The organism is Cypionkella sp. TWP1-2-1b2, assembly GCF_049896245.1.
Lineage (GTDB): Bacteria > Pseudomonadota > Alphaproteobacteria > Rhodobacterales > Rhodobacteraceae > Cypionkella.
The window spans coordinates 23949-48043 of sequence record NZ_JAFCTX010000023.1; the positions used below are offsets into that span (position 1 = coordinate 23949).

The window sequence follows — 24095 nt, forward strand, 5'->3', positions numbered from 1 at the left end:
AACATGTAGCCCTGCGTCATTTTGCACTGAGGATTCCGCGCAACCTGTCGCGCACAAGTCGCTGGCTTAGGGAACCACGCGTTTTATCACCCGTTAACCTGTGCTTCGTAAAGTTTTCGAGGCAGCATGTGTGAAACGAATAGGTGTTAAGATGGCCGGACGCATTTTGATTGTCGAGGACGAGATCATCGTCGCGATGGATCTGGAAGCGACGCTTGAAGACTTCGGGTTTGAAACTGTCGGCATCGCTGCCGACAAAGCAAGCGCGTTGCAGCTTGGGGCAACCAATCCTGACGTGGCGTTGGTGGATGTGAACCTGCGCGATGGCCCGACCGGGCCTGAAATTGGCGCACGTTTGGCGCGTGATTTCGGGGTGAAGGTGGTATTCATCACCGCCAATCCGCGCATGCTGGGCGACGGTGTTTCAGGCGCAATCGGCGTGTTGCCGAAGCCCGCCGACCCCCACAGCATCCTGCAAACGGTTGAGTATATTCTTGGTCTTAAAAGCGGTCAGAACCACATGCCCGCGCCGCCGCCTGCTTTGACGGTGTTCAACGCGCCGCAAAATCACGCTTAGATCGGGGCCGCAATCACGGCCCAGATCGTCAACTGTCTGATTTTTGTATGCGATGGTATTGGCTTCAAGAAGCTGACGTTTGCGGGGCGGGGGCAGCACGCAGCAAACTGCTGCGCGGGCAGGTCACGCTGACAACCACGCCTTCGGAATTCCACTGCCACTCGATTTGCCCGTTCAAATGCGATTGCGCGCTTGCCAGCATCAGCTTGGTGCCAAAGCCCGTGGTGACAGGCTTTCCTGCCACGTCGGGGCCGTCGGTTTCGGCCCAAAGCACCCGACATTCCCCGCCCTCACAAGACGAAGATATAGCGACCTTTCCCACCTCTGTGGACAAGGCCCCGTACTTTCTGGCGTTGGTCGCCAACTCATGCAGGATCAGGGCGAACGGTGTGGCAGCGGCATCGTCAACCGACATATCTTCACCGCTGATCGCAATGCGGCCATCATCCATCGCCAGATACGGCTTCAAGATTTCGCGGGCAAGGCTGTGCAGCGTCACGCCGCCATGGTGGGGCCGGGATTGATCGCTATGCGGACGGGCCAGATCATGCGCACGCCCCAGCGCCGCAATCCGCGCTTGCAGATCGCGCGCAAAGCCCGCCGATTCTGGCACGCGCCGCGCCGACAGGCCGATAAGGCTTTGGATGATGGCAAAAATGTTCTTGATCCGGTGACTCAGTTCCTGGCTGAGCAACTCGACATATTCCGCGGCTTTTTTGGTGTCATTGATGTCAGTGCAGGTGCCGAACCACCGCAGGATCTGGCCGTTATCGTCACGCACGGCCCGCGCCCGACCCAAAACCCAGCGATACGCACCAGAATGGTGCCGCAGGCGATATTCGATCTCGTAAGGCGCACCTGTTGCCAGCGAATGAGACCACCGCTTCCACGCCAGCGCCTGATCATCGGGGTGAAACATGCCGTTCCAGCCCGCACCATCGGTGCTGCCCGCTGGCACGCCAGTGAACTCATACCAACCGGCATTGTAGTAATCATGGAAGCCGTCAGGCCGGGTCGACCACACCATCTGCGGCATTGCATCGGCAATCGCCGCCAAGCCAAAGGTCTGGGCATGACTTACGTCCTGCGCAGAGGGAAACCCACCCGTCGCAGCTTGTTGACTTGGCGGGGTTTCACTCGAAGGCCCGCCTTCGGCATTTGATTTTTGCTGCCCGACGTGATGCAATGAAGACATGCTGTGGTTCCAGAAAAAAAACTGACGAAGTATAATGCCTAAACATCGGCTTCGGTTCCCGCAGGGGCGGCACCATTCAACCTGACACGGTTTGCGTCGTGCCCCAGCTACCTCGCCAAAAACCTGTCAAAGCCACTGCGTCAAGGCGACTTATGCCACAAACCGTCCAGATACCTGAAACTTGTTTGACGTCGCGGCGCAAATTGCCCCTTGGCCTCATCCACCAGCCACGGCGTCACCCGCAGCGCAGCCCCTTCGAAATCCATAACGGAAAAGCCGTGATCCCGCTCGCCGATCCGGCTGCAAAGTGCGGTGCCGGTTTGCAGCTGAAACAGCGGGCGGGGGGCGGTGTCGGTGATGCCAAGGCCGATGTTCCAGTGATGCAAGTGACCTGACAAAATGACATGCAATCCGGCAGCGGTCAGCTTTTGCGTTGCCACCTGCGCACCTTGCGTCTCGCCACGCTCAAAGCCCGGTGGTTCCTCGAACGGATGATGGGACACAAGAATATTGGTGACATCCTGCGGCCCGTCGCGCATCGCCTGACAAATCCGCGCAATCTGATCAGCCCGCGCGATGCCGCCGCGCCATTTGAACGGATCGGCGGTGTTTACCCCGTAAAGCCGCAGCTGGCCGATCTGCATCACCGGGGTTAGATCCTGCGCGGCACCCCGGCGATACGCGCCGAACGGATTAAAAACCCGCGCAATCGGGTTGTAGGCCGGAAGGTCGTGATTGCCGGGGATGACCATGAACGCCACACCCAGATCGCGCAGAAACGCCATGGCCGCCCGAAACTGACCTGCCAGCGCGCGCTGCGTCAGATCACCCGAAACCACCACCAGATCGGGCTGGTTTTCAAGGATGGCCGCGCGCAACGGCAACACCAACGCGGCATGATGCAAGCCAAAGTGCAAATCCGTCAGATGCAAAAGCCGCGTCATTCCGGCGCTGCCGTTTTAGCCTCGGGGCTTTCGGTAGGGACAATCACAGACAGCGCATCCCGCATCACGCGCAATTTGAATGGCCCGGTTGCGCGTTCTTTCTCACCATCAAACGCCAACAAACGACGGGGCTGGCGGGTCTCAATCAGGATTTCATCGGCAATCAGCAGATCAAAATCCTGGCCCCGCACAACTTTGCCGATCGCAAGCCGCAACGCCGCCGCGATCAGTTGACGCGGAGCATGGCCCTTGGCCAAGAACAGCACCAGCTTGCCATCACGCACCGCATCCGCACCTTCTAACCCCATGTTTTCAAGCTGGTAAGCACTGCGCGCCACAAAGGCGAGCGGCGTGTGAAAATCGCGCTTTTTCCCATCAAGCGTCAGCGACAGATGCATCGGATCACGCATATCCCAAAGCGTCAGCAGCACCGACCAATAGGCGGCAACCCGGCTGCGGCCCCAGCGCTTATAGACCGCTTCGCGCCGCTCAAGGATTTTCGGATAGACGCCAAAGCTGGCATTGTTCAGGAAAATCCGGCCATTGACCTCGCCCACATCCATCCGTCGCACGCTGCCCGAAATCAACGTCTCCAGCGCCGCATCCAACGTCTCGCCAACCTGCAACTCACGCGCGAAATAGTTGAACGTCCCGCCGGGCAGCACGCCCATAACGGTGTCGCTGCCCGCAAGCGCCCCTGCGACCGCAGACTGCGTGCCATCACCGCCCAAAGCGATCACAACATCCGCACCATCTAGCGCCGCCCGCTGCGCGGCCCTTGCAATGTTGGCACCATTGCTGACCGGATAAGTGACAAACGCGCGCACATGCGGGGTCAGCTTTTCCCGAATTTTATCTTCGTTGGCATGTGCATCGGCTTTGCCGGATGCCCCGTTCAGCACCAAAGCCACCTTGCAGTCCGATAAAGTGAGGTTCTGTGCGGTCGTGGTCATGGCGGCTCCTGCATTTACAGAAGCTGAAGTTGGATTGTTTTGGTCTGCAAACAATGGCCTGTCGGCAAATAATCCAACTTGTGGCTGGTTTGGTTTGGGCGGCGCAACGTTGCTTTTGCGCGGCTGTGTCCGTTCAATTTCTGGAATACATTACATAAGAATGATTACAGGATTTTACACACAGCCTTTTTCTAAGCATTCAAGCAATATCCATCGCGCGAGCGCTCGGACATCAGCTACGCCATAGGACTTTGACCAAACGCGCTAGCCGGTACTGAGTGCTGCGACTCCGGCGTCCAGATAGATCTTCAGCCAAGGCGTATATCGCGCGGGGTGGGCGCTGACTTGACTGATAAGCTGCGCGCGCGGCACCCATTTGGTTTGCATCACTTCGGCGGGATTTAGCGCAAGCGCCAGATTGGCCGAGGCTTCGGCCACAAAGATATCCACCACCTCATGCTCGGTCAGACCATTGCCGACATCGGCATGGTATTCGATATTGCCCGCAGGATGTAATTCTAACCCGGTAATACCCAATTCTTCGCGCAAACGGCGGGTCGCGCAATCCATCGGGTCTTCCCCCCAGCGCGGATGCGTGCAGCAGGTGTTGGTCCACAGCCCCGGCGTGTGGTATTTGCCCAAAGCCCGGCGTTGCAACAGGGTCGTGTCGCCATCCATCACAAACACCGACACCGCCAGATGCCGCAAGCCGCGCTGATGCACCTCCAGCTTATCAACCGGGGTCAGCGTGCCATTCAGCCAAGCGGGGATCATCTGGTTCATACATATTCCGGGGGCACAAAGCCCATCAGGTGCCGCACATTCTTAAAGCCGATCTTGATATGCGCCAAGGGCCGCGCGGATACCAGTTTCTTGTTCATATATGCCTCAAACGTCAGCTTTTGCACGTCTACATCGTGGCACAGGCTGACAAACCGCTCGCGGCGCTCATCGGATTTGTAATAGGCGTCCTGCATGGAGCGCAGCACTTTGAACACCGTTCCATGTTCTTTCATGAACAGCTTGCGCGCCAGTTTCAGCTTCGACGCGCGCCCGGTGGCAAGCGTGGCCTGCGCCGCAGTAGCAGCCACCCGCCCGCCAACCATGGCATAATAAATCCCCTCGCCCGAGGATGGCGCCACCACCCCCGCCGCATCGCCCGCCAACACCACATCGCGGCCATTGTCCCAACGATCCATCGGGCGCAGCGGAATGGGGGCACCTTCGCGGCGGATCGTCTCACATCCCGCAAGCCCGGCCTGCGCGCGCAGATCGGCTGTGGCCTGTTTCAGATCAATCCCGTCAATCCCGGTGCCCATCCCGACCGAGCAGTGATCGCCATGCGGAAACACCCAGCCGTAAAAATCCGGGCTGATCTTGCCATCATAAATCACATCGCAGCGCCCCGGATCATAGCTGTTGCTCGCCGCCGGAGCCTTGATAATCTCATGATACGCAATGACATAGGGGATCTTGTCACCCCCCGGCACCTCAGCTTTAGCGACGTTGGATCGCGCCCCATCGGCCCCAATCACCAGCTTGGTCGCCAGCCGCATCTCGTCCCCCGTCGCCTTGTCGCGGTAGATTACATGGGTGCCATCCGCGTCCCGCTCCAGCCGCAGATAGGTGCCGGTCAGCCGCACAGCGCCATTGTCCACCGCCCGCTTGCGCAGGAATTCGTCGAAATGCTCGCGGTCCACCATGCCGACAAAGCCGTTCTCAATCGGAATATCCACCGCGCGTTGGGTGGGCGAGATCATCCGCGCGGTCTGGATATGCGCCACCAACTGCGCCTCGGGGATCGAGAAATCCTCGATCAGCCGCGGTGGGATCGCCCCACCGCAGGGTTTGATCCGCCCCGCCCTATCGAGAAAGGCCACATCGCAGCCCGCCCGCGCAAGGTCATTCGCCGCCGTCGCCCCGGAAGGCCCGCCGCCAATCACGATGACATCATAGCTCATGTTATTCTCCTGCAACCATATGGCCCAAACCGGGCTGGCGCTGTGTGTCGATGATACGGATATCCATAATGCGGGCAGCCATGACGACAGCCGCCGCGAAAAGCCCGGCCTCCAGCACGAACACAAAGCCAAAGGCGCTGGCCGCATCGGTGAACTGCCGTGCAAGGTCAACCGCCCCGGCACCGATCAGCCCGCCAAACCCCGCAGCCAGTGCTTGCGACGCACCCCAAAGCCCCATCCTTGTGCCTTCACGCGCGCCACGCCCCTCACCCGCCAGCGCCATCATCGACCCAATCGCCGCCACCGCGAACATGCCGTTAAACAGCCCAAGCGCCATCGTCGCGGGCAAGATCAGCGCCCCGCCGCCCACAACTTGCCCGGCGAAAGCCAGCACAACCAACGCCACCGCCGACCCCGCGCAGCCAAGCATCACCCAAGCCCGCAGCGACCCGATCCGCAAGCCGGTCGCCGCAATCCCCACCACCAGCATCCCAACAAACACCCCACCATTCTGCGCACCCGAAAGCTGCGTCGATTGGCCGGGGGTAAAGCCAAAGGCCAGCCCGGCATAGGGCTCAAGGATCAACTCCTGCATGAAATAGGCGGTCATCGAGAGGAATATAAACAGCGTGAAATGCCGCGCGCGCGGCTCGGCCCAGATCTCGGCAATGCCTTCCCGGAACGGCTGCTTCGCCTCAGGCGCAGACACAAAACCATGCCGACGCTCAATCCCCCAGATCGCCGCCACCGTCAGCACCACCGCAATCAGCCCGACCGCCGCCACCAGTTCCAACAGCCGCGCGGGCGAATACGGGTCGAGCAGTTTGCCCACCACCGTCGCCGTCACCGCAATCCCGAAAATCATCATCAGCCAAGTGATCGTCGCCGCCGCACCCCTGCGCCGCGGATGCGTCGCCTGCGCCAGCAGCGCCAGAAGCGAGGTGCCAGACGCCCCCACCCCCACGCCAATCAGCGCATACGCCACCACTGAAATCGCCAGCCCCGGCCAATAGGCCCCGACCATCACCACAAAACCCAAGGCCGCCAGAAACCCGCCCAAGGCCAGCGCCATCATTCCCAGCACAATAAACCGCGTGCGGTCCCCGCCAGAATCCGACCGGAATCCCCAGTTTGGCCGGGTGATCTGCACGCCATAATGCAGCGCCACCAACAACCCCGGCAGCAGCGCGGGCAAAGCCGCCTCAACCACCATCAGCCGGTTCAAAGTCGATGTCGTCAGCACCACAATCGCGCCCAGACACAGCTGCACCAATCCCAGCCGCACAATGGAAACCCACGACAGATGCGTCATTGTGCAATCTCCAACGTGCGGATGGCAAAGGCGGTGATCATCATGCCGCTGACATACATCGCGATGCCGGTGGCGTTATACCAAGGCGCTTTACCCTTGGGGTCGGCCAATAAGGTTTTCATCGCCCAGACCTGTGCCGCCAGCAGCGCCAGCACCGCCAGCGCGTGCCACGGCCTGCCCCAGATGAACAGCAGGGCGATCACCAAAGCCTGCGCCACACCCATCACTGTGCAAGCCACCCGCGCCGCAACCTCTGGCCCCAGCGTCACCGGCAAAGACCGCACGCCATGCAGCCGATCCCCCTCTAACGCCTTGAAATCATTCAATGTCATAATGCCATGCGCGCCAAACGCATAAAGCAGCGCCATGGTCACAACCGGAAAACTGGGCATCGCCTGCGACAGCACCGCCGCCCCAGTGAACCACGGCAGTCCCTCATAACACAGGCCCACCAGCCCCGGCCCCCACCAGCCAGACCGCTTCAGCCGCACAGGTTCCGCCGAATAGGCCCAGGCCGCCAGCACGCCCACCACCGTCGCCGCAAACCCCCACGGCCCCAGCAGCCAGCCCAAAGCCAGCGACAGCACCGACATTGCCAGCGCAATCCACAACCCCCACCGCCCCGGTATCCGCCCCGACGGGATCGGGCGATACGGCTCGTTCACCGCATCGACATGCCGGTCGCACCAGTCATTCGCCGCCTGCGACATGCCGCAAACCACCGGGCCCGCCAACACAACGCCCAAAACCACCAGCGGCCAAGACGACCATGGCGAGATGCCCGCCGAAATGATGCCGCACAGATACGCCCACATCGGCGGAAACCATGTGATCGGCTTGATCAGCTCCAAAACGGCTTTGGGCTGCGGGCGGGTCGCTATGTGTAAGTTTTCTGATACAGTCATGTGTCAACTAAACATTACAACGTTGAGTCGATCAAGTCTAAAGTCGTGTTGGTATGTTCTGCGCAACCAATCCGGCGCACCAGAATTGTTGGCGCAGTGTTAAATATGCTTGAACGCACAGCGCGGAGATAAACCACAACATATGGTGATAAAGCCGTCTACAATTCAGGAAACGCACAAGTCATTCCCTGCTGGGAAGATTTCTTTGGCGCTCAAAAAAGACTTACGCGTAACGGTTGCAGATTTTCTTGGCTGGCGGGCATCCCTCAAATACCAGCCTACATGTGTGCAAAGCCGATTTTCCCGCCGAAACAATCAAGACCACCAACGGGCCAAGCCTATTCGTCGTCCTTGCTCAGCAGGCCGAACTTGCGCAACTTTACATACAGGGATTGCCGCGACAGCCCCAACATTTCGGCAGCGGCCACCCGGTTGTTACGGGTCAGGTCCACCGCCGTCTGGATGCACATCTTTTCCACCACATCGGTGGTTTCGGTCACGATGTCTTTCAGGGTCGATGACCCCACCAGCTCCATCACCGACCGCATGCCATCATCGCCCGCGCTGAATCCGGGCTTGCGCAGCATCTCAGACCTGCTGGCATCACGCAGGATCAAGCCAAAGCCCGGCTTGGGGCGATCACTCAGGAACGCGGCCGAAATCTCGACCGCGACCTCACCTTTGAACTCGCTTAAGATCCGCGTCGCATACATCCGCAACTGCCGCGCGCGGCGGGTGTTATCCAAAAGCACCCGCAGATCAACGCCGCCCCGCGCCAGAAAATCCGCCATCGAGCGGCCCCGGACGCTGGCCAGATGCGTGCTGTCGGTCAGCTTTAGAAACGCATCATTGGCCGAGGTGATGATGCCGTCCTGATCCAGAAACACCATGCCATCCACGCCTTCGTGGAAAAGCCGCTCTAGGTTTTCGTTGGTTTCGGTGTTCGGCGTGTTGGCCAGTTCGGGCGCCTCAATCCGGCACAGCATCAGCCGCTCGCCCGCCGCGCGGAACAGTTTGGGGATCACCCGCACCTTGCGCTGCGAGCGTCGCGCGACCAATTCCACCGGGCTTACCGCATCAGCCGAGGCGATGTTCGACAGGCTTTCCAGAAACTCACCGCGCCGACGCCCCTCAAATTCCTGCGCAATCGCGGCCCCGATCAAATCCTGCCGCGAGCCGCCCAGCATCAGCGCCGCCGCCGCATTCAGATCAGAAATCCGGCCCGAATTCATCGCCACCAGCACAACCGCATCGCGCGTCGCTTCCATCAGCACACGGTAGCGGGTGTCCATCTCACGCTGAGTCTCGTAATCACGCTCCAGCGCAAACTGCGCCATCACCAGCTGCTGCTGCATCTCAGCCACCGGACGCATATCGCGGCCCATCATCAGGATGGTCTTATCCTTGCCGATGTTGTGCATTGAATAGCGCACCGGAAATTCCCACAAAGTCTGGTCAATGTGGTTCAGCTCCACCGCCAAAGCACGTGACCCTTGCTTGGTGATCACCGCAAGCCGCTTTACCAGCTTTTCATAACTTTCATCGGTGACAATTTCTTCCACGGGCTTGCCAACCCAACTGTCCAGCCGCCCAAACGCCGGATGCCCCGGATTGACCATCACAGCGGCCACACGCGCATCACCCGAAATCAGCAAAGAAATATCCGCAGCCGTTGATACGATCTCAGAGAGCATCTCTGGATCAATCAGCGGCATCGTCAGGCCAGTCAAAAAGTGTTTTGTATCAGTGTTCACAGCAGTTTCGCCATTTTTGCCGCCCACCCGTTCAATCGGGACCACGGTATGTTAAGCGCGCTTCAGCACGCAAAAGGCGTCGAACTTAAGGCCCATGACCTCCAGAGCTGCGCCGATGTCATTGGATGAAAAATCAGCCCCTGTGCATGAAGCCGGATCCTCCACTTTTGACATCACCGCGCCCCCGACGACGATAGGGGTAGGCTTGCCCATTATGGTCTTCAGAAATTGTACGGTCTTTGTGACAGATTCGAGTTTTTCTTTCGTCGCGACCGAGATCATCACCCCGTCGAAGTGCCGCGATGCCATCAAACTGCGCAATTCGTTGAAGCTTGGCGCAATTCTGAGGCAAACTGAAACTCCATAGCGCCGCATCTGTCCGGTTGCCACCATCGGCCCCAAAGTGTGCTGTTCGCGGTCTGGCACGATCAACATCACCGTGCCATGTCCGGTATCGCCCGCCTGATCGGCAACCCAAGCCGTGCCAATCTCGCGCAGCAGGCTTTGCATCCGCCCGACGCCTATCGTCACGTCGATCCAGGACATTTCGTCGTCGTGCCAAGCCTGACCCATCCGCCGCGCCGCAATCGGAATGTAGACATCCGCCAGCGCCGCAAGGCTGATCCGCGCCCGCTTCACTTCTGTCAGCAATTCCGCGAAGGCCGCCTTCGTGCCCGACAACGATGCGGTAATCAGCCCCGTAACCAAAGTCTCGCGCGGCTCGATCACAGACTTCGCGCTGCGATCTGCCAGCAGTGACACCACCTGAGAGGCAAAGAAACTGACACCGGACGTATCCCCAGCCAAGGCCCGCACCTGATTGAGAGGCTGAAACTCCTGCATGGGCTCGGCTCCGCAAAGGGGCGCCCGCAAAACCGCAACCTGAATATGTCAGCACGATCGGGGTCATCCTTGGCCTTAACTCTCCATTAGGTCCAACATATTGTCAAAGAAAATTGACACACTGAACATTAAGTATGCGGAGTGGATTTTACAAGTGCATGTTTCTAAATAATAATTGCTTTCTTTCTGTGCAGCAAAAGTTTGGGGTTTGGTGCGGAAACCACAGAATGTGTCAACCAAAGTAGTGTAAGTTTTAGTTGACACATTCGGAATCGGGAGGCTAGGGTTGGCAAGCAGACACGTCGTTTGAAAGCCAAGCCATGCCAGCGAATCGCCCGAACAAGCCTCTCCGCCAACCGCTCTATACTGCGGCAGAGCGTGCGCGCCGCGATGCCACCAAATGGACGCTCGTGCAGGGTATTCTGGCCCCGGTGCAGTTTCTGGCTTTCGCGATCTCGCTGGTTCTGGTGCTGCGCTACATGTTGACGGGTGACGGCTACAGCGCGGCAACCATTTCCATTTTGGTAAAAACCACCCTGCTTTTCCTGATCATGGTCACGGGCGCTATTTGGGAGAAGGTGGTGTTCGGGCAATACCTGCTTGCCCCTGCGTTCTTCTGGGAAGACGTGTTCAGCTTCGCCGTCATCGCGCTACATTCTGCTTATATTATAGCGCTTTGGACCGGGGCGCTGTCGCCGATGGAGCAGATGGCGCTGGCGCTGACAGCGTACCTCACCTACGCAATCAACGCCGGGCAGTTCATTCGCAAGTTGCGCCTCGCACGGCTGGATCAGGCGGTGCGGGCATGACCGGCACGCTTCCCGCCATCGGCTGCACCAATACCCCCGTGCTGAAAGAGCGTGGCCAGCGTGAAGTGTTCTGCGGGCTGACCGGGATCATCTGGTTGCACCGCAAAATGCAGGATGCGTTCTTTCTGGTGGTAGGCTCGCGCACCTGCGCGCACCTGTTGCAGTCGGCGGCGGGCGTGATGATTTTTGCCGAACCGCGCTTTGGCACCGCGATTCTGGAGGAGAAAGATCTGGCAGGTCTGGTCGATGCCCAGGCCGAGCTGGACCGTGAAGTTGCGCGGCTGTTGTCACGCCGCCCTGACATTCGGCAACTGTTTCTGGTCGGATCTTGCCCGTCGGAAGTGATCAAACTTGACCTGCATCGCGCGGCTGAACGGATGAGCGCCGCCCACGCGCCGCATGTGCGGGTGCTGAATTATTCAGGGTCAGGCATTGAGACCACCTTCACCCAAGGCGAGGATGCCTGCCTTGCCGCCATGGTGCCTGCGCTGGCGCACAGCGAGGCGCGCGCGTTGTTGATTGTCGGCGCGCTGCCCGATGTGGTCGAAGATCAGGCTTTGGCGCTGTTGGCCGCGATGGGCATCAGCAACGTGCGCTGCCTGCCCGCCCGGCGCAGCGCCGATGCGCCGCAGGTTGGTGAAAACACCGTGTTCGCGCTGGTGCAGCCGTTCTTGGGCGACACCCATGCAGCCCTGCTGCGCCGCGGTGCGCGCCATATTACAGCGCCCTTCCCGTTCGGCGCCGAAGGCACCACGTTGTGGCTGCAAGCCATCGCCACCGAGTTCGGCGTGCCGCAGGCCCTGTTTGATGCCGTCATCGCCGCCCCGCGCGCCCGTGCTGAAAAGGCCATCGCTGCTGCACGCAAAACCCTTGACGGCAAGTCGATTTTCTTCTTCCCCGACAGCCAGCTTGAAATCCCGCTCGCCCGCTTTCTGACCCGCGAATGTGGCATGACGGCGCTAGAGGTCGGCACGCCCTTCCTGCACCGCGATCTGCTGGCCCCGGAACTGGCGCTGCTGGCCGAAGGCCCGGTGATCTCGGAAGGTCAGGACGTGGACAAACAACTGGCCCGCGCCCGCGCCGCCCGTGCCGATCTGACCGTCTGCGGTCTGGGCCTTGCCAACCCGCTGGAAGCCGAAGGCATGGCGACCAAATGGGCGATTGAGCTGGTGTTCACCCCGGTGCATTTCTACGAACAGGCGGGCGATCTGGCAGCACTTTTCGCGCGCCCGCTGCGCCGTCGTGCCCTGCTCGCACCCTTGGCCCCCCGGATGGAGGCCGCCGAATGAAGCTGACGTTGTGGACATATGAAGGCCCGCCGCATGTTGGCGCGATGCGTGTCGCCACCGGCATGAAGGGGTTGCACTACGTTCTGCACGCCCCGCAAGGCGACACCTACGCCGACCTGTTGTTCACCATGATTGAGCGCCGCGACCACCGCCCGCCGGTCACCTACACCACGTTTCAGGCCCGCGATCTGGGCGGCGACACCGCCACCTTGTTCAAGACCGCCTGTCAGGATGCGGTCGCGCGTTTTCAGCCAGAAGCCCTGATTGTCGGCGCGTCTTGCACCGCAGAACTCATTCAGGATGACCCGGCGGGTTTGGCTGAAAGCATGGATCTGGGCATCCCGGTGATCCCGCTCGATCTGCCCAGCTATCAGCGCAAAGAAGGCTTCGGCACCGATGAGACGTTCTTGCAGATCACCCGTCATCTGGCAAAGCCCGTCGCCCGCACAGCGCAGATCACCGCCAACCTGATAGGCCCCACGGCACTTGGGTTCCGGCATCGCGATGACATCGTAGAAGTCACCCGCCTGCTGGCTGACATGGGCATCTCCGTCAACGTCTGCGCCCCGATGGGCGCGCGCCCGTCTGATATCGCTCGCCTTGGCGCTGCACATTTCAACGTGCTGATGTATCCCGAACACGCCGAATCCGCCGCCCGCTGGTTGGAGACGAATTTCAAGCAACCCTACACCAAATCCGTGCCGATCGGCGTTGGCGCTACCCATGATTTTCTCGCCGAAATCGCACAGATCACCGGCCTGCCGCTGAAATCCGACACCTCGCGCCTGCGCCTGCCATGGTGGACCCGCTCCGTCGATTCCACCTACCTCACCGGCAAACGCGTGTTCATCTTCGGCGACGGCACCCATGTCGCCGCCGCCGCCCGCATCGCCCGCGATGAAATGGGGTTCGAGGTCGCTGGCCTTGGCTGCTTTAACCGCGAAATGGCCCGCCCCATCCGCGCTTTGGCCAAAGAATACGGCGTCGAGGCGCTGATCACCGATGATTACCTTGAGGTCGAAGCCACCATCGCCGCCCTGCACCCCGAGATGATCCTTGGCACCCAGATGGAGCGTCACATCGGCAAGCGCCTCGGTATCCCTTGCGCTGTGATCTCGGCCCCGGTGCATGTGCAGGATTTCCCCGCCCGCTACTCGCCGCAGATGGGCTGGGAAGGCGCGAATGTGATCTTTGACACTTGGGTGCATCCCTTGGTGATGGGTCTGGAAGAACACCTGCTGCACATGTTCCGCGATGATTTCGAATTCCACGACGAGGCAGGCGCGTCGCACCATGGCGGCCAACACATCGCCCGGCCGGTCAGCGCTGAAGCCGCCGCTGCGGCCGCGATTGACGCGGGCTCGATGCCCGCCGAGATCGCCGCTGTTGTTGAACAAACCCAACACGAAACCGCGTCTGACTCCAATGTCATCTGGCTGTCGGACGCCGAAAACGAACTGCGCAAGATCCCCTTCTTCGTGCGCGGCAAGGCGCGCCGCAATACCGAAAAGTTTGCCCAAGGCAAGGGACTGACAAGGATCAGTGTCGAAACCCTCTACGAGGCAAAAGCCCATTATGCGCGCTGACACCCCCCTGACTGGCACTTTGGTTGCTGGCAAAAAGTCCAGCTACAACATCGTCGTGGTCACGCTGGATCAACACGCCGCAGGCCCCGCCGCGCGTGTCGCACCCCGGCTGGCGCAAGACTTCCCCGGCCTGACCATCACCATCCACGCCGCCGCCGAATGGGCTGAAAACCCCGCCGCCCTGCTGCGCTGCAAGGCTGATCTGCAAACCGCTGACATCATCATCGCCAACCTGATCTTCATCGAAGAACATATCAACGCCATCCTGCCCGCGCTGACCGAGGCCCGCGCCCGCGTCGATGCCTTCATCGGCGTCATTGCCGATGCCCAAATCGTCAAGCTGACCAAAATGGGCGATCTGGATATGTCCAAACCCGCATCGGCGGCGATGGCTTTGCTGAAAAAGCTGAAACCCTCCGCCAAAACCAGCGCGAACAGCGGCGAAAAGCAAATGTCGATGCTGCGCCGCATCCCAAAAATCCTGCGCTGGATTCCGGGAAAAGCGCAGGACATGCGCGCGTGGTTTTTGTCGATGCAATACTGGCTGGGTGGCTCTGACGACAATATCGAACAGATGGTGCGCTTTCTGATTGGCCGCTATTCCACCCACAAAGACTGGCGCGGTGCGGCAAGCAAAGCTCCGGTCGATTACCCCGACGTGGGCCTCTACCACCCCGCCCTCGCCGCGCGCATCACCACCAACCTTACTGACCTGCCGCGCCCTGCAAACGCCACCGCCACCGTCGGCCTTTTGATGCTGCGCTCTTATGTGCTAGCCTCCGATACCGCCCATTACGATGCCGTGATCGCTGCCTTTGAAGCCAAGGGCATCGCCTGCATCCCGGCCTTTGCCGGGGGCCTCGATGGCCGCCCCGCGATCAACGCCTACTTCAAGGGCATCGACGCGATGGTATCGCTGACCGGGTTCTCCCTCGTCGGTGGCCCCGCTTACAACGACAGCCCCGCCGCCGTGGCCGCTCTGACCGCACTGGATGTGCCCTATATTGCAGCCCACCCGCTGGAGTTTCAAACCCTTGGCCAATGGGCACAAGCAGGCCAAGGTCTTGGCCCGATTGAAACCACCATGCTGATCGCGCTGCCCGAGATTGACGGTGCCACCAACCCAACTGTGTTCGCGGGGCGTCATGGCCTTGATGGCTGCCAAGGCTGTCATCACATGTGCAAGGGCCAAGAAGACAGCCGCGCGATGTCTGCCTGCCCCGAGCGTATCACCTCGCTGGCAGAAAAAACCCTGCGGCTTGCCAAGTTGCATCAGGCCAAAAACGCCGACAAGAAGGTTGGTATCGTGCTGTTCGGCTTCCCGCCGAACGCGGGCGCCGCTGGCACCGCCGCTTATCTGTCGGTGTTTGAAAGCCTGTACAACACACTGATCGCGATGAAGGCCGACGGCTATACGCTGGACGTGCCCGCCACAGTCGATGACCTGCGCGAAGCGGTCCTTGGCGGCAATGCCGCGCATTACGGTCAGCCCGCCAATGTCGCAGCCTTTGTTGATGCCGACAGCATCGTGCGCAACACCACCCATCTGGCCGAGGTTGAATCCGTCTGGGGCGCTGCCCCCGGTCGTGTGCAATCCGATGGCCGCCGGGTGTTCGTGCTGGGCCATCAGTTCGGCAATATCTTTGTCGGTTTGCAGCCCACTTTTGGGTATGAAGGCGACCCGATGCGCTTGTTGTTTGAGCGCGGCTTTGCCCCCACCCATGCCTTTGTGCAGTTCTACCTGTGGCTGCGCAACACCTACCAAGCCGATGCCTTGCTGCATTTCGGGATGCACGGCGCTTTGGAATTCATGCCCGGCAAACAGGCTGGCCTTGGCGGCAAAGATTGGCCGGATCGCCTGATTGGCGAGGTGCCCAATATCTACCTTTATGCCGCCAACAACCCGTCCGAAGCCACCCTCGCCAAGCGCCGCAGCAATGCCGTGACCATCACGCACCTTACACCGCCGCTTGCACAGGCTGGGCTTTACAAGGGCTTGGTCGATCTGAAAGACAGCCTGACCCGCTGGCGCGCGCTTGTCCCCATGGCACCCGAGCGTGCGGATCTTGAGACGCTGATCGCCGAACAAGCCGCGCTTGTCGATCTGTCCGGCGCACCCGGTGCCCTGTGGCTGAAACTGCTGGAAGCCGAAGCCGCGCTGATCCCGGATGGCCTGCATGTACTGGGTCGCCCGATGACCGCCATCGCGCGGGCTGAATATCTGAACCTGCTGCCGCCGATGGATGCCACCGAGCGCGCCCGTATTGACCTGCAACTGCAACAGGACACCGAAATCCCCGGCATCCTGCGCGCGCTGTCGGCTCGCTTCATCGCCCCGGTTCCGGGCGGCGATCTGATCCGCTCGCCCCAAATCCTGCCCACGGGCCGCAACATCCACGCCTTTGATCCGTTCCGTATGCCCACCGAGTTCGCCCTGCGCGATGGTGCCGCCCAAGCCGACCGCCTGCTGGCCGCCCACCCCACCTTGCCGCGCTCGATAGCACTAGTGCTGTGGGGCAGCGACAATATCAAATCCGATGGTGGCCCGGTCGGCCAAGCCTTGGCGCTGATCGGCGCGCGCCCCAGGTTTGACAGCTATGGCCGCTTGTGTGGGGCCGATCTGGTGCCGCTGGCGCAGCTTGGCCGCCCGCGTATCGACGTGCTGATGACGCTTTCCGGCATCTTCCGCGATCTGCTGCCGTTGCAAACCAAGATGCTCGCCGAAGCCGCCTACAAGGCCGCCACCGCAGATGAGCCTTTGGCACAAAACTTCATCCGCGCCCACACCCTCGCTTATGCCGAGCAGATGGGCGTCGATATGGAAACCGCCAGCCTGCGGGTGTTCTCCAATGCCGAAGGCGCTTATGGCTCCAACGTCAACCAACTGGTCGACAGCTCGGCTTTCGGCCAGGAAGATGAGTTGGCCGACGCTTACGAGGCCCGCAAAAGCTTCGCCTATGGCCGCGATGGCAAAGCGGTGAAAAACGCCGCCATGCTGCAAAAGGCGCTGAAAAACGTCGAATTGGCCTATCAAAACCTTGAATCCGTCGAACTCGGCGTTACAAGCGTCGATCACTATTTCGACACCCTCGGCGGTATCGCCCGCGCGGTGAAACGCCAGCGCGGCACCGATACGCCCGTCTATATCAGCGACCAGACCCGTGGCACCGGCAAAATCCGCACCCTACGCGACCAGATCGCCTTGGAGAGCCGCTCGCGCACGCTGAACCCAAAATTCTACGAAGGCTTGCTGAAGCACGGCGCCGAAGGTGTCCGCCAGATTGAGGCGCATGTCACCAACACCATGGGCTGGTCGGCCACCGCCGAAGCGGTCGATCCTTGGGTCTATCAGCGCCTGTCGGAAACCTTCGTGCTGGATGAAGCGATGCGCAAACGCATGGCGGCGCTGAACCCGGTGGCCTCGGCCCGGATGGCCAACCGCCTGATTGAGGCCTCCGAGCGCAGCTATTGGACACCCGACGCCGCGACTTTGGCCGCCCTGCAAGGCGCTGCCGATGAACTTGAAGACCGACTTGAAGGGATTGCAGCCGAATGACCGCGATCCATCCTTCCACAGAAAGAATCCGCCCATGACCCTGCATTCTCTCCCCATTCTGCGCGGCCTTGACGGCGACGGCTCGGTGCAAGTGCATCAGGACGCCGACACCAAGATCGAAGGCGCGAAAGTGTTTTCGGTCTATGGCAAGGGCGGAATTGGGAAATCGACCACCTCAAGCAATCTGTCGGCGGCGTTTTCGATGATGGGCAAGCGGGTGTTGCAGATCGGCTGCGATCCCAAACATGACTCTACGTTCACATTGACCGGGCGGCTGCAAGCCACGGTGATCGACATCCTGAAAGACGTGGATTTCCACGCCGAGGAACTCCGCCCCGAAGATTACGTCGCCACCGGCTTTAACGGCGTGAAATGCGTCGAGGCTGGCGGCCCGCCCGCTGGAACCGGCTGCGGCGGCTATGTGGTGGGCCAGACGGTGAAACTGCTGAAACAGCACCACCTGCTGGAAGACACCGACGTGGTGATTTTCGATGTGCTGGGCGATGTGGTCTGCGGCGGTTTTGCCGCCCCCTTGCAGCACGCCGACCGCGCCTTGATCATCACCGCCAATGATTTCGACAGCATTTATGCGATGAACCGCATCATCGCCGCCGTGCAGGCCAAATCCGGCAACTACAAGGTGCGGCTGGCCGGATGCGTCGCCAACCGTTCGCGCGAGACGAATGAGGTGGACCGCTACTGCGAGCGCGTTGGCTTCAACCGCATCGCGCATATGCCCGACATTGATGCCATCCGCCGCTCGCGACTGAAGAAAAAGACACTGTTTGAGATGGACGATAGCGAAGACATCGTAATGGCCCGCGCCGAATATATGCGGCTGGCCGACAAACTGTGGCGCTCGGTGCAAGAGCCCGGATCGACCCCCGCGCCGCTGCCGGATCGTGAGATTTTTGAACTGCTGGGGTTTGACTGAGATGGCCAACTACGCTGCAACCCTGACCCGCGTTGAGGATTACTTCGACCGCTCGGCCACCAAAGTGTGGGAGCGTCTGACCTCTGACGCTCCGGTGTCGCGCATCCGCCAGACCGTGCGCGAAGGCCGTGACAAGATGCGCGCGCTGATGCTGTCGCGCCTGCCCGCTGATCTGCGCGGCGCACGCGTGCTGGATGCAGGTTGCGGCGCAGGGCAAATGACCGCCGAACTGGCCGCGCGTGGGGCCGATGTGATGGCCGTCGATATCTCGCCCGCCTTGGTTGATATCGCGCTGGCCCGCCTGCCCGCCGAACATGCCCGCCGCGTCAGCTTTGCCAGCGGTGATATGACCGCCGACCATGGCCGCTTTGATTACGTCATCGCGATGGACAGCCTGATTTACTACGGCACCACCGATATTGCCGCCGCATTGGACCGCTTGGGCAGCCGTACCGAGACTGCCGTGGTGTTCACCGTTGCCCCGAAAACCGCCTTCCTGATGACATTCTGGAGCATGGGAAAATTGTTTCCCCGCGCCGACCGCAGCCCGATCATGGTGCCGCACGCATTTGCCACCCTGAACCGCGCCACCATGGGCCGCGTGACCAAAATCGACCGCGTCTCTCGCGGGTTCTATATTTCGGAATGTCTGGAGTATCGGCCGTGATCTTCTTCAAATCGAAACATGTGCAACAACTTAGCACCAAATGGATGCCGTTCGCTGACGCCGCATCCGAAGGCCTGACCCTGCCGCAACTGCTGCGCTTGGGGCTGTTTCAGGTTTCGGTCGGCATGGCGGCGGTCTTGTTGCTCGGCACGCTGAACCGGGTGATGATTGTCGAGTTGGGCGTGCCTGCATCAGTCGTGGCGCTGATGATCGCGCTCCCCGTCGTCTCGGCCCCGTTCCGCGCCCTGCTGGGCCATAAATCTGACAATCACAAAAGCTGGATCGGTTGGAAGCGCGTGCCTTACCTGTGGTTCGGCAGCCTGTGGCAGATGGGCGGCCTAGCGATCATGCCCTTCGCGCTGATCGTGCTGTCGGGCGATCAGATCCATGGGCCGGAATGGGCGGGCAAAGCCTTGGCGGGCGTGGCTTTTCTGATGACCGGCGTGGGCATGCACATGACCCAAACCGCAGGTCTGGCGCTGGCATCCGACCGCGCCACCGATGAAACCCGCCCCCGCGTTGTGGCGCTGCTCTATGTGATGTTCCTGCTGGGCATGGCGGTTTCTGCCGTGGTTCTGGGCCTTCTGTTGCGCAATTTCGACGAAATCCGCCTGATCCGCGTCGTGCAAGGCTGCGGCGTTGTGACCATGGTTCTGAACCTTGTCGCCCTGTGGAAACAGGAAAAGGTCCGCCCGATGAGCGCCGAGGAAATGGCGCAGACCCGCCCGATCTTCCACGAAGGCTGGCGCGATCTGATGGCGGGCGGCCATGCGGGCCGTTTGTTGCTGGTGGTGATGCTGGGCACCATGGCGTTTCAAATGCAAGACGTGCTGCTGGAACCCTACGGCGCTGAAATCCTTGGGCTTTCGGTGGGTTCCACCACTTGGCTGACCGCCTGCAACGCCATGGGCGCGCTGGTGGGCTTTGTGCTGGCGGGCCGCTGGATGTCAAACGGGCAGGATATGTTCCGCATGTCGGCGCGTGGGCTGCTGGTGGGGGTTGTGGCCTTTCTGCTGGTGATTTTTGCGGCCCCGCTGCACTCCACCGTGATGTTCTACATCGGCGCATGGAGCATTGGTCTGGGCGCGGGCCTGTTCGCCGTGGCCACCCTCACCGCCGCAATGTCGCTGCCCGAACAGGGCGTGGCCGGACGCGGGCTGGTGCTGGGCGCTTGGGGCGCTGCACAAGCCACCGCTGCGGGCCTGTCCATCGCGGTTGGTGGCGGTTTGCGCGACAGCGTCGGGGCCTACGCGCTTCAGGGCGGCTTCGGCCCGGTGTTTTCAGCGCCCGCCTTTGGCTACTCTGTTGTTTACATGATCGAAATCGTCGTTCTGTTTGTCACCCTGATCGCCCTTGCGCCTTTGGTGCGGGTCGCTCTTTTCACCGCGCAATCCAAAGCCGACACTGCCCGTCTGGGTCTTGTCGATTTCCCCAACTAACCCGGAGGACACCCCATGCTGGGCACAACTTTCTTTGGCAACTTTGACCTTGCTTCGCTGGCTATCTGGCTGTTCTGGGGCTTTTTTGCCCTGCTGATTTATTACCTGCAAACCGAAAACATGCGCGAAGGCTACCCGCTGGAATTGGAGGACGGCACGCCCGCGCCCAATCAAGGCCCATTCCCGCTGCCCAAGCCCAAAACCTTCATCCTGCCGCATGGCCGGGGCGAAGTCACGGTGCCGAACGGCGCGCGTGAGGCCCGCGAAGTGGCCTTGGGGCGCACCGCTGTGTCCGAAGGCTTCCCCCACGCGCCCTTGGGCAATCCGATGACCGATGGCGTTGGCCCCGCCGCTTGGGCACTGCGCCGCGATGTGCCGGAACTTGACGGCCACGGCCACAACAAGATCGTGCCAATGGCGCAAGCCCCGGCCTTTGCCGTCTCTGCCGGACGTGACCCGCGCGGCCTTCCCGTGCAGGCGGGCGATAACGAAGTGGTGGGTCGCATTGCCGATATGTGGGTCGATGCGCCAGAGCAACTGGTGCGCTATCTGGAAATCAACCTGAACTCGGGCCACCGCTGCCTTGTGCCGATGCCGATGGTGAAAATCTGGAAAGACCGGGTGCGGATCAACTCGCTGTCGTCCGATCTGTTCGACGGTGTGCCGGGCACCAAATCGCTGACCGAAGTGACCCTGCTGGAAGAAGAAAAGATCAGCGCCTATTACGCGGGCGGCACGCTTTATGCGGCAGCCAACCGCAAGGGCGGCTCTTTGGCGTGGAAGCCATGAGCGCGCCGCACGACGATTTCGCCATCGAGCCGGTGCGCGGCCTGCCCGAACGCCCGCCTGTGGGCGAGGAATTGCTGTGGCAAGGCCGCCCCGACAGTCTGGCGCTAGCCCGCGATGCCTTCAAGATCACTTGGGTGGCGGGGTATTTCGGGACGCTGGCGATCTGGCGGGCCTCGGCTGTGGCGGATGGCAGCCCGGCCTCGGTTATCGCGGTGATGCTGCCCTATCTTGCCATCGGTCTGGTCGTTTGCGGCATCCTATACCTGATGGCGTGGGTGCAAGCCCGCGCGACGGTTTACACCATCACCACGGCGCGCGTTGCCCTGCGGATTGGTGCGGCCCTGACGGTGACGCTGAACGTGCCGTTCAAGCAAGTGGGGGCTGCGACGCTTTCAACCAAGCGTAATGGCACAGGCTCTATCGCCTTGGAAACCTTGTGCGATACCCGGATTTCCTATCTTGTCTGCTGGCCGCATGTCCGCCCGTGGCGCTTTGCCAAAACCCAACCCACCCTGCGCTGCATCCCCGATGCCGCCGGCGTGGCAAAGATTTTGGCCGATGCCGCAGAAACCCGCATCAATGAACCCACCGTCGCCCGCGTCATGCCCGCGATGGCAATGGCGGCGGAATAGGAGGCGATCATGGTCAGCCAAACCCAAAGCCGCGCCCGTCCCTCTGACAGCAAGGACATGATCCCCAAGCCCTTGTTGCTGGCGATGCTGGCGCTGGTGCTGGCCAGCCTTGCCGTCGTCAGCTTTTCGGTGCTGACCGGGCGCGATCATGTCGGCGTGCCGAAATCCGCCACCATCGTGGCCGAGCGCAGCATCATTCTGCAAGGCGGCGGCGCGCAGGCGGTAACGGTGCTTTCAACCGATGGCAAACTTCTGATGGATCTGCCGCATGGCGGTTTTATCACCGTTATTCAGAACGGAATGGAACGCGCCCGCTTGACGGCTGGCGTTGATAAATTACTTCCTTTGCGTATTGTGGAATACGCGAATGGCCGCCTTGTGGCACAAGATGACTACACCGGATGGAGCGCAGAATTGGGCGCATTCGGGTCTGACAACAGGGCTGCGTTCGAACGGCTCATGTCACAACTGTGATCACAATAAGGGGAACCAAATGATGGCAATCTTTCGTAAAATCGCTGAAGAAGTGCCCTGCACCGTCGAGGTCAGCCACCGCTTCGAAAGCCTGCACGCTCATGTTCGTTTCAATAATGGCGCCGTCGTCTATCCGGGGGATGAGGTTCTGGTGCACGGCGCGCCGATCATGGCGGCTTACGGCGAGCTGATCATCGAAGACCGCCAGGCCACCATCACCCGCGCCTCTTGGCTGGAACGACTGTGGACCCGCGCCACCGGCGATTTCGGCTTTATGGAACTCTGCGAGTTTTCGTTTTCCGATGAGGTGACGCTATGAACGCCACCCCCAAAGGCCTTGATGCCGATTACGCCGAACTCGCCGCCGCCCAGCCGCAAGACACCCAAGCGATGGCGACCGAGACCACCCTCTTGAACCCGCGCTTTTACACCACCGACTTTGAGGAGATGGACCGGGTTGATGTCACCCCAGTGCGCAAAGAATGGGATGCCCTGCTCGCCGAGATGAAAGCCGATCCCAACAAGGGCCATTTCAAGAAAACCGTCGATTGGACGGAATGGGACGCCAACTGGGACGGGATGGAGCCGAAGCTGAAGCGCGAATTCATCGACTTTCTGGTATCCTCCTGCACCGCCGAATTTTCCGGCTGCGTGCTGTATAAAGAAATGAAACGTCGCGGCTCGAACCCCGATATATGTGAGCTGTTCAGCTACATGTCGCGCGACGAGGCCCGTCATGCCGGTTTCATCAACGATGCGCTGCGCGAGGCTGGCGTTGCGGTGAACCTCGGCTTTCTGACCAAGGCCAAGAAATACACCTACTTCCGCCCGAAATTCATCTATTATGCCACCTATCTGTCTGAAAAGATTGGCTATGCGCGCTACATCACCATCTATCGCCACTTGGAAGCCAACCCCGATCAACGCTTCCACCCGATCTTCAAATGGTTCCGCGAATGGTGCAATGACGAGTTTCGCCATGGTGAGGCTTTCGCTTTGCTGATGCGCACCGATCCGAAACTGACCACCAGTTTCGCCAACAAACTCTGGATACGGTTTTTCCTGACGGCGGTGTATTCGACCATGTTCGTGCGCGACCATCAGCGGCCCGAGTTTCACAAAGCCCTTGGCGTCGATATCGAATGGTATGACCAAGAGGTGTACCGCAAAACCAGCGCCATCGCGCGGCAGGTGTTCCCGCTGGAAATCGACATTGACCACAAACGCTGGCTGCCCAACCTGCGCCGGATGCGCGATGCGTTTGGTCAAATGGATGCGGGCAAACGCAAGGGCGGTGTTGGCGGCTGGTTCAGCCACAAGCTGGGCGTTGTCAAAGCGGCGACGGCCTTCGTGGCGCTTTACACCATCCCGGTGATCAAATCAGAGCCGCCGAAAGACGTGCGGTTGGAGCCGATCTATTGATCGTTTTCCCGCATAAAATCGGCGGTTTGGGGCGGGCGCGCCCCGACCCCCGAT

Annotated in this window: 22 protein-coding genes; 13 read left to right on the forward strand and 9 right to left on the reverse strand. The window is 60.7% G+C overall.

Translation table 11 applies throughout. From position 1 onward, the window contains the following. Positions 1-151: 151 nt before the first annotated feature. Positions 152-577: a response regulator gene (locus tag ACP7AP_RS15320; protein WP_426035276.1), complete on the forward strand. Its 426-nt coding sequence runs from the start codon at positions 152-154 to the stop codon at positions 575-577. Between the two features lie 64 nt (positions 578-641). Here the strand turns inward: ACP7AP_RS15320 and ACP7AP_RS15325 are convergent, their stop codons facing one another. The 9 genes from ACP7AP_RS15325 to ACP7AP_RS15365 all read right to left on the reverse strand — a co-directional run bounded on the left by ACP7AP_RS15325 (position 642) and on the right by ACP7AP_RS15365 (position 10444). Then, entirely contained in the window at positions 642-1772 is a 1131-nt protein-coding gene (locus ACP7AP_RS15325) for a sensor histidine kinase (protein ID WP_426035278.1), read from the reverse strand. Positions 1773-1912: 140 nt separating this feature from the next. Then, entirely contained in the window at positions 1913-2716 is an 804-nt protein-coding gene (locus ACP7AP_RS15330; RefSeq protein WP_426035280.1) for a metallophosphoesterase family protein, read from the reverse strand. Then, complete coding sequence (locus tag ACP7AP_RS15335) at positions 2713-3669, reverse strand: diacylglycerol/lipid kinase family protein (protein ID WP_426035282.1); 957 nt, start codon at positions 3667-3669, stop codon at positions 2713-2715. Before ACP7AP_RS15335 ends, ACP7AP_RS15330 begins: the two co-directional genes overlap by 4 nt. 264 nt (positions 3670-3933) lie before the next feature. After that, complete coding sequence (idi, locus tag ACP7AP_RS15340; RefSeq protein ID WP_426035284.1) at positions 3934-4452, reverse strand: isopentenyl-diphosphate Delta-isomerase; 519 nt, start codon at positions 4450-4452, stop codon at positions 3934-3936. Next, positions 4449-5630, reverse strand: coding sequence for a geranylgeranyl diphosphate reductase (locus ACP7AP_RS15345; RefSeq protein ID WP_426035286.1), 1182 nt, complete (start codon positions 5628-5630; stop codon positions 4449-4451). Before ACP7AP_RS15345 ends, idi begins: the two co-directional genes overlap by 4 nt. Position 5631: 1 nt before the next feature. Then, on the reverse strand, positions 5632-6942 hold the full coding sequence (locus tag ACP7AP_RS15350; RefSeq protein ID WP_426035288.1) for a BCD family MFS transporter: 1311 nt from the start codon (positions 6940-6942) through the stop codon (positions 5632-5634). Further along, complete coding sequence (gene chlG / locus ACP7AP_RS15355; protein ID WP_426035290.1) at positions 6939-7847, reverse strand: chlorophyll synthase ChlG; 909 nt, start codon at positions 7845-7847, stop codon at positions 6939-6941. Before chlG ends, ACP7AP_RS15350 begins: the two co-directional genes overlap by 4 nt. A 338-nt stretch (positions 7848-8185) precedes the next feature. Next, entirely contained in the window at positions 8186-9541 is a 1356-nt protein-coding gene (gene ppsR / locus ACP7AP_RS15360) for a transcriptional regulator PpsR (protein WP_426035371.1), read from the reverse strand. Between the two features lie 111 nt (positions 9542-9652). After that, positions 9653-10444 (reverse strand): hypothetical protein, encoded by a 792-nt coding sequence (locus ACP7AP_RS15365; protein ID WP_426035292.1) that lies wholly within the window; start codon positions 10442-10444, stop codon positions 9653-9655. Between the two features lie 320 nt (positions 10445-10764). Here ACP7AP_RS15365 and bchF point away from each other — a divergent pair, with 320 nt between their 5' ends. Genes bchF through acsF form a run of 12 tightly spaced genes read left to right on the forward strand, consistent with a single transcriptional unit; the run spans position 10765 to position 24041 of the window. Beyond that, complete coding sequence (gene bchF / locus ACP7AP_RS15370; RefSeq protein WP_426035294.1) at positions 10765-11253, forward strand: 2-vinyl bacteriochlorophyllide hydratase; 489 nt, start codon at positions 10765-10767, stop codon at positions 11251-11253. Further along, positions 11250-12542, forward strand: a complete 1293-nt coding sequence (locus ACP7AP_RS15375; protein WP_426035296.1) for a ferredoxin:protochlorophyllide reductase (ATP-dependent) subunit N — start codon at positions 11250-11252, stop codon at positions 12540-12542. The genes bchF and ACP7AP_RS15375 overlap by 4 nt, the downstream gene beginning before the upstream one ends. Next, positions 12539-14128 (forward strand): ferredoxin:protochlorophyllide reductase (ATP-dependent) subunit B, encoded by a 1590-nt coding sequence (gene bchB, locus ACP7AP_RS15380; RefSeq protein ID WP_426035298.1) that lies wholly within the window; start codon positions 12539-12541, stop codon positions 14126-14128. The genes ACP7AP_RS15375 and bchB overlap by 4 nt, the downstream gene beginning before the upstream one ends. Beyond that, complete coding sequence (locus tag ACP7AP_RS15385) at positions 14118-17684, forward strand: magnesium chelatase subunit H (RefSeq protein WP_426035300.1); 3567 nt, start codon at positions 14118-14120, stop codon at positions 17682-17684. Before bchB ends, ACP7AP_RS15385 begins: the two co-directional genes overlap by 11 nt. A 34-nt stretch (positions 17685-17718) precedes the next feature. After that, positions 17719-18618 (forward strand): ferredoxin:protochlorophyllide reductase (ATP-dependent) iron-sulfur ATP-binding protein, encoded by a 900-nt coding sequence (gene bchL, locus ACP7AP_RS15390; RefSeq protein WP_426035302.1) that lies wholly within the window; start codon positions 17719-17721, stop codon positions 18616-18618. A gap of 1 nt (position 18619) precedes the next feature. Beyond that, positions 18620-19285, forward strand: a complete 666-nt coding sequence (gene bchM / locus ACP7AP_RS15395; RefSeq protein WP_426035304.1) for a magnesium protoporphyrin IX methyltransferase — start codon at positions 18620-18622, stop codon at positions 19283-19285. After that, positions 19285-20724: a PucC family protein gene (locus ACP7AP_RS15400; protein ID WP_426035373.1), complete on the forward strand. Its 1440-nt coding sequence runs from the start codon at positions 19285-19287 to the stop codon at positions 20722-20724. The genes bchM and ACP7AP_RS15400 overlap by 1 nt, the downstream gene beginning before the upstream one ends. Positions 20725-20739: 15 nt before the next feature. After that, positions 20740-21513, forward strand: a complete 774-nt coding sequence (gene puhA / locus ACP7AP_RS15405) for a photosynthetic reaction center subunit H (protein ID WP_426035306.1) — start codon at positions 20740-20742, stop codon at positions 21511-21513. Beyond that, on the forward strand, positions 21510-22145 hold the full coding sequence (gene puhB / locus ACP7AP_RS15410; protein ID WP_426035308.1) for a photosynthetic complex putative assembly protein PuhB: 636 nt from the start codon (positions 21510-21512) through the stop codon (positions 22143-22145). Before puhA ends, puhB begins: the two co-directional genes overlap by 4 nt. Before the next feature lie 9 nt (positions 22146-22154). Then, the gene (gene puhC / locus ACP7AP_RS15415) at positions 22155-22619 is read left to right on the forward strand and encodes a photosynthetic complex assembly protein PuhC (RefSeq protein ID WP_426035310.1); all 465 of its coding nucleotides are present in this window, start codon (positions 22155-22157) and stop codon (positions 22617-22619) included. A 22-nt stretch (positions 22620-22641) separates the two neighbouring features. Then, on the forward strand, positions 22642-22938 hold the full coding sequence (locus ACP7AP_RS15420) for a hypothetical protein (protein WP_426035375.1): 297 nt from the start codon (positions 22642-22644) through the stop codon (positions 22936-22938). Then, the gene (gene acsF, locus ACP7AP_RS15425) at positions 22935-24041 is read left to right on the forward strand and encodes a magnesium-protoporphyrin IX monomethyl ester (oxidative) cyclase (RefSeq protein ID WP_426035312.1); all 1107 of its coding nucleotides are present in this window, start codon (positions 22935-22937) and stop codon (positions 24039-24041) included. The genes ACP7AP_RS15420 and acsF overlap by 4 nt, the downstream gene beginning before the upstream one ends. Positions 24042-24095 lie beyond the last annotated feature (54 nt).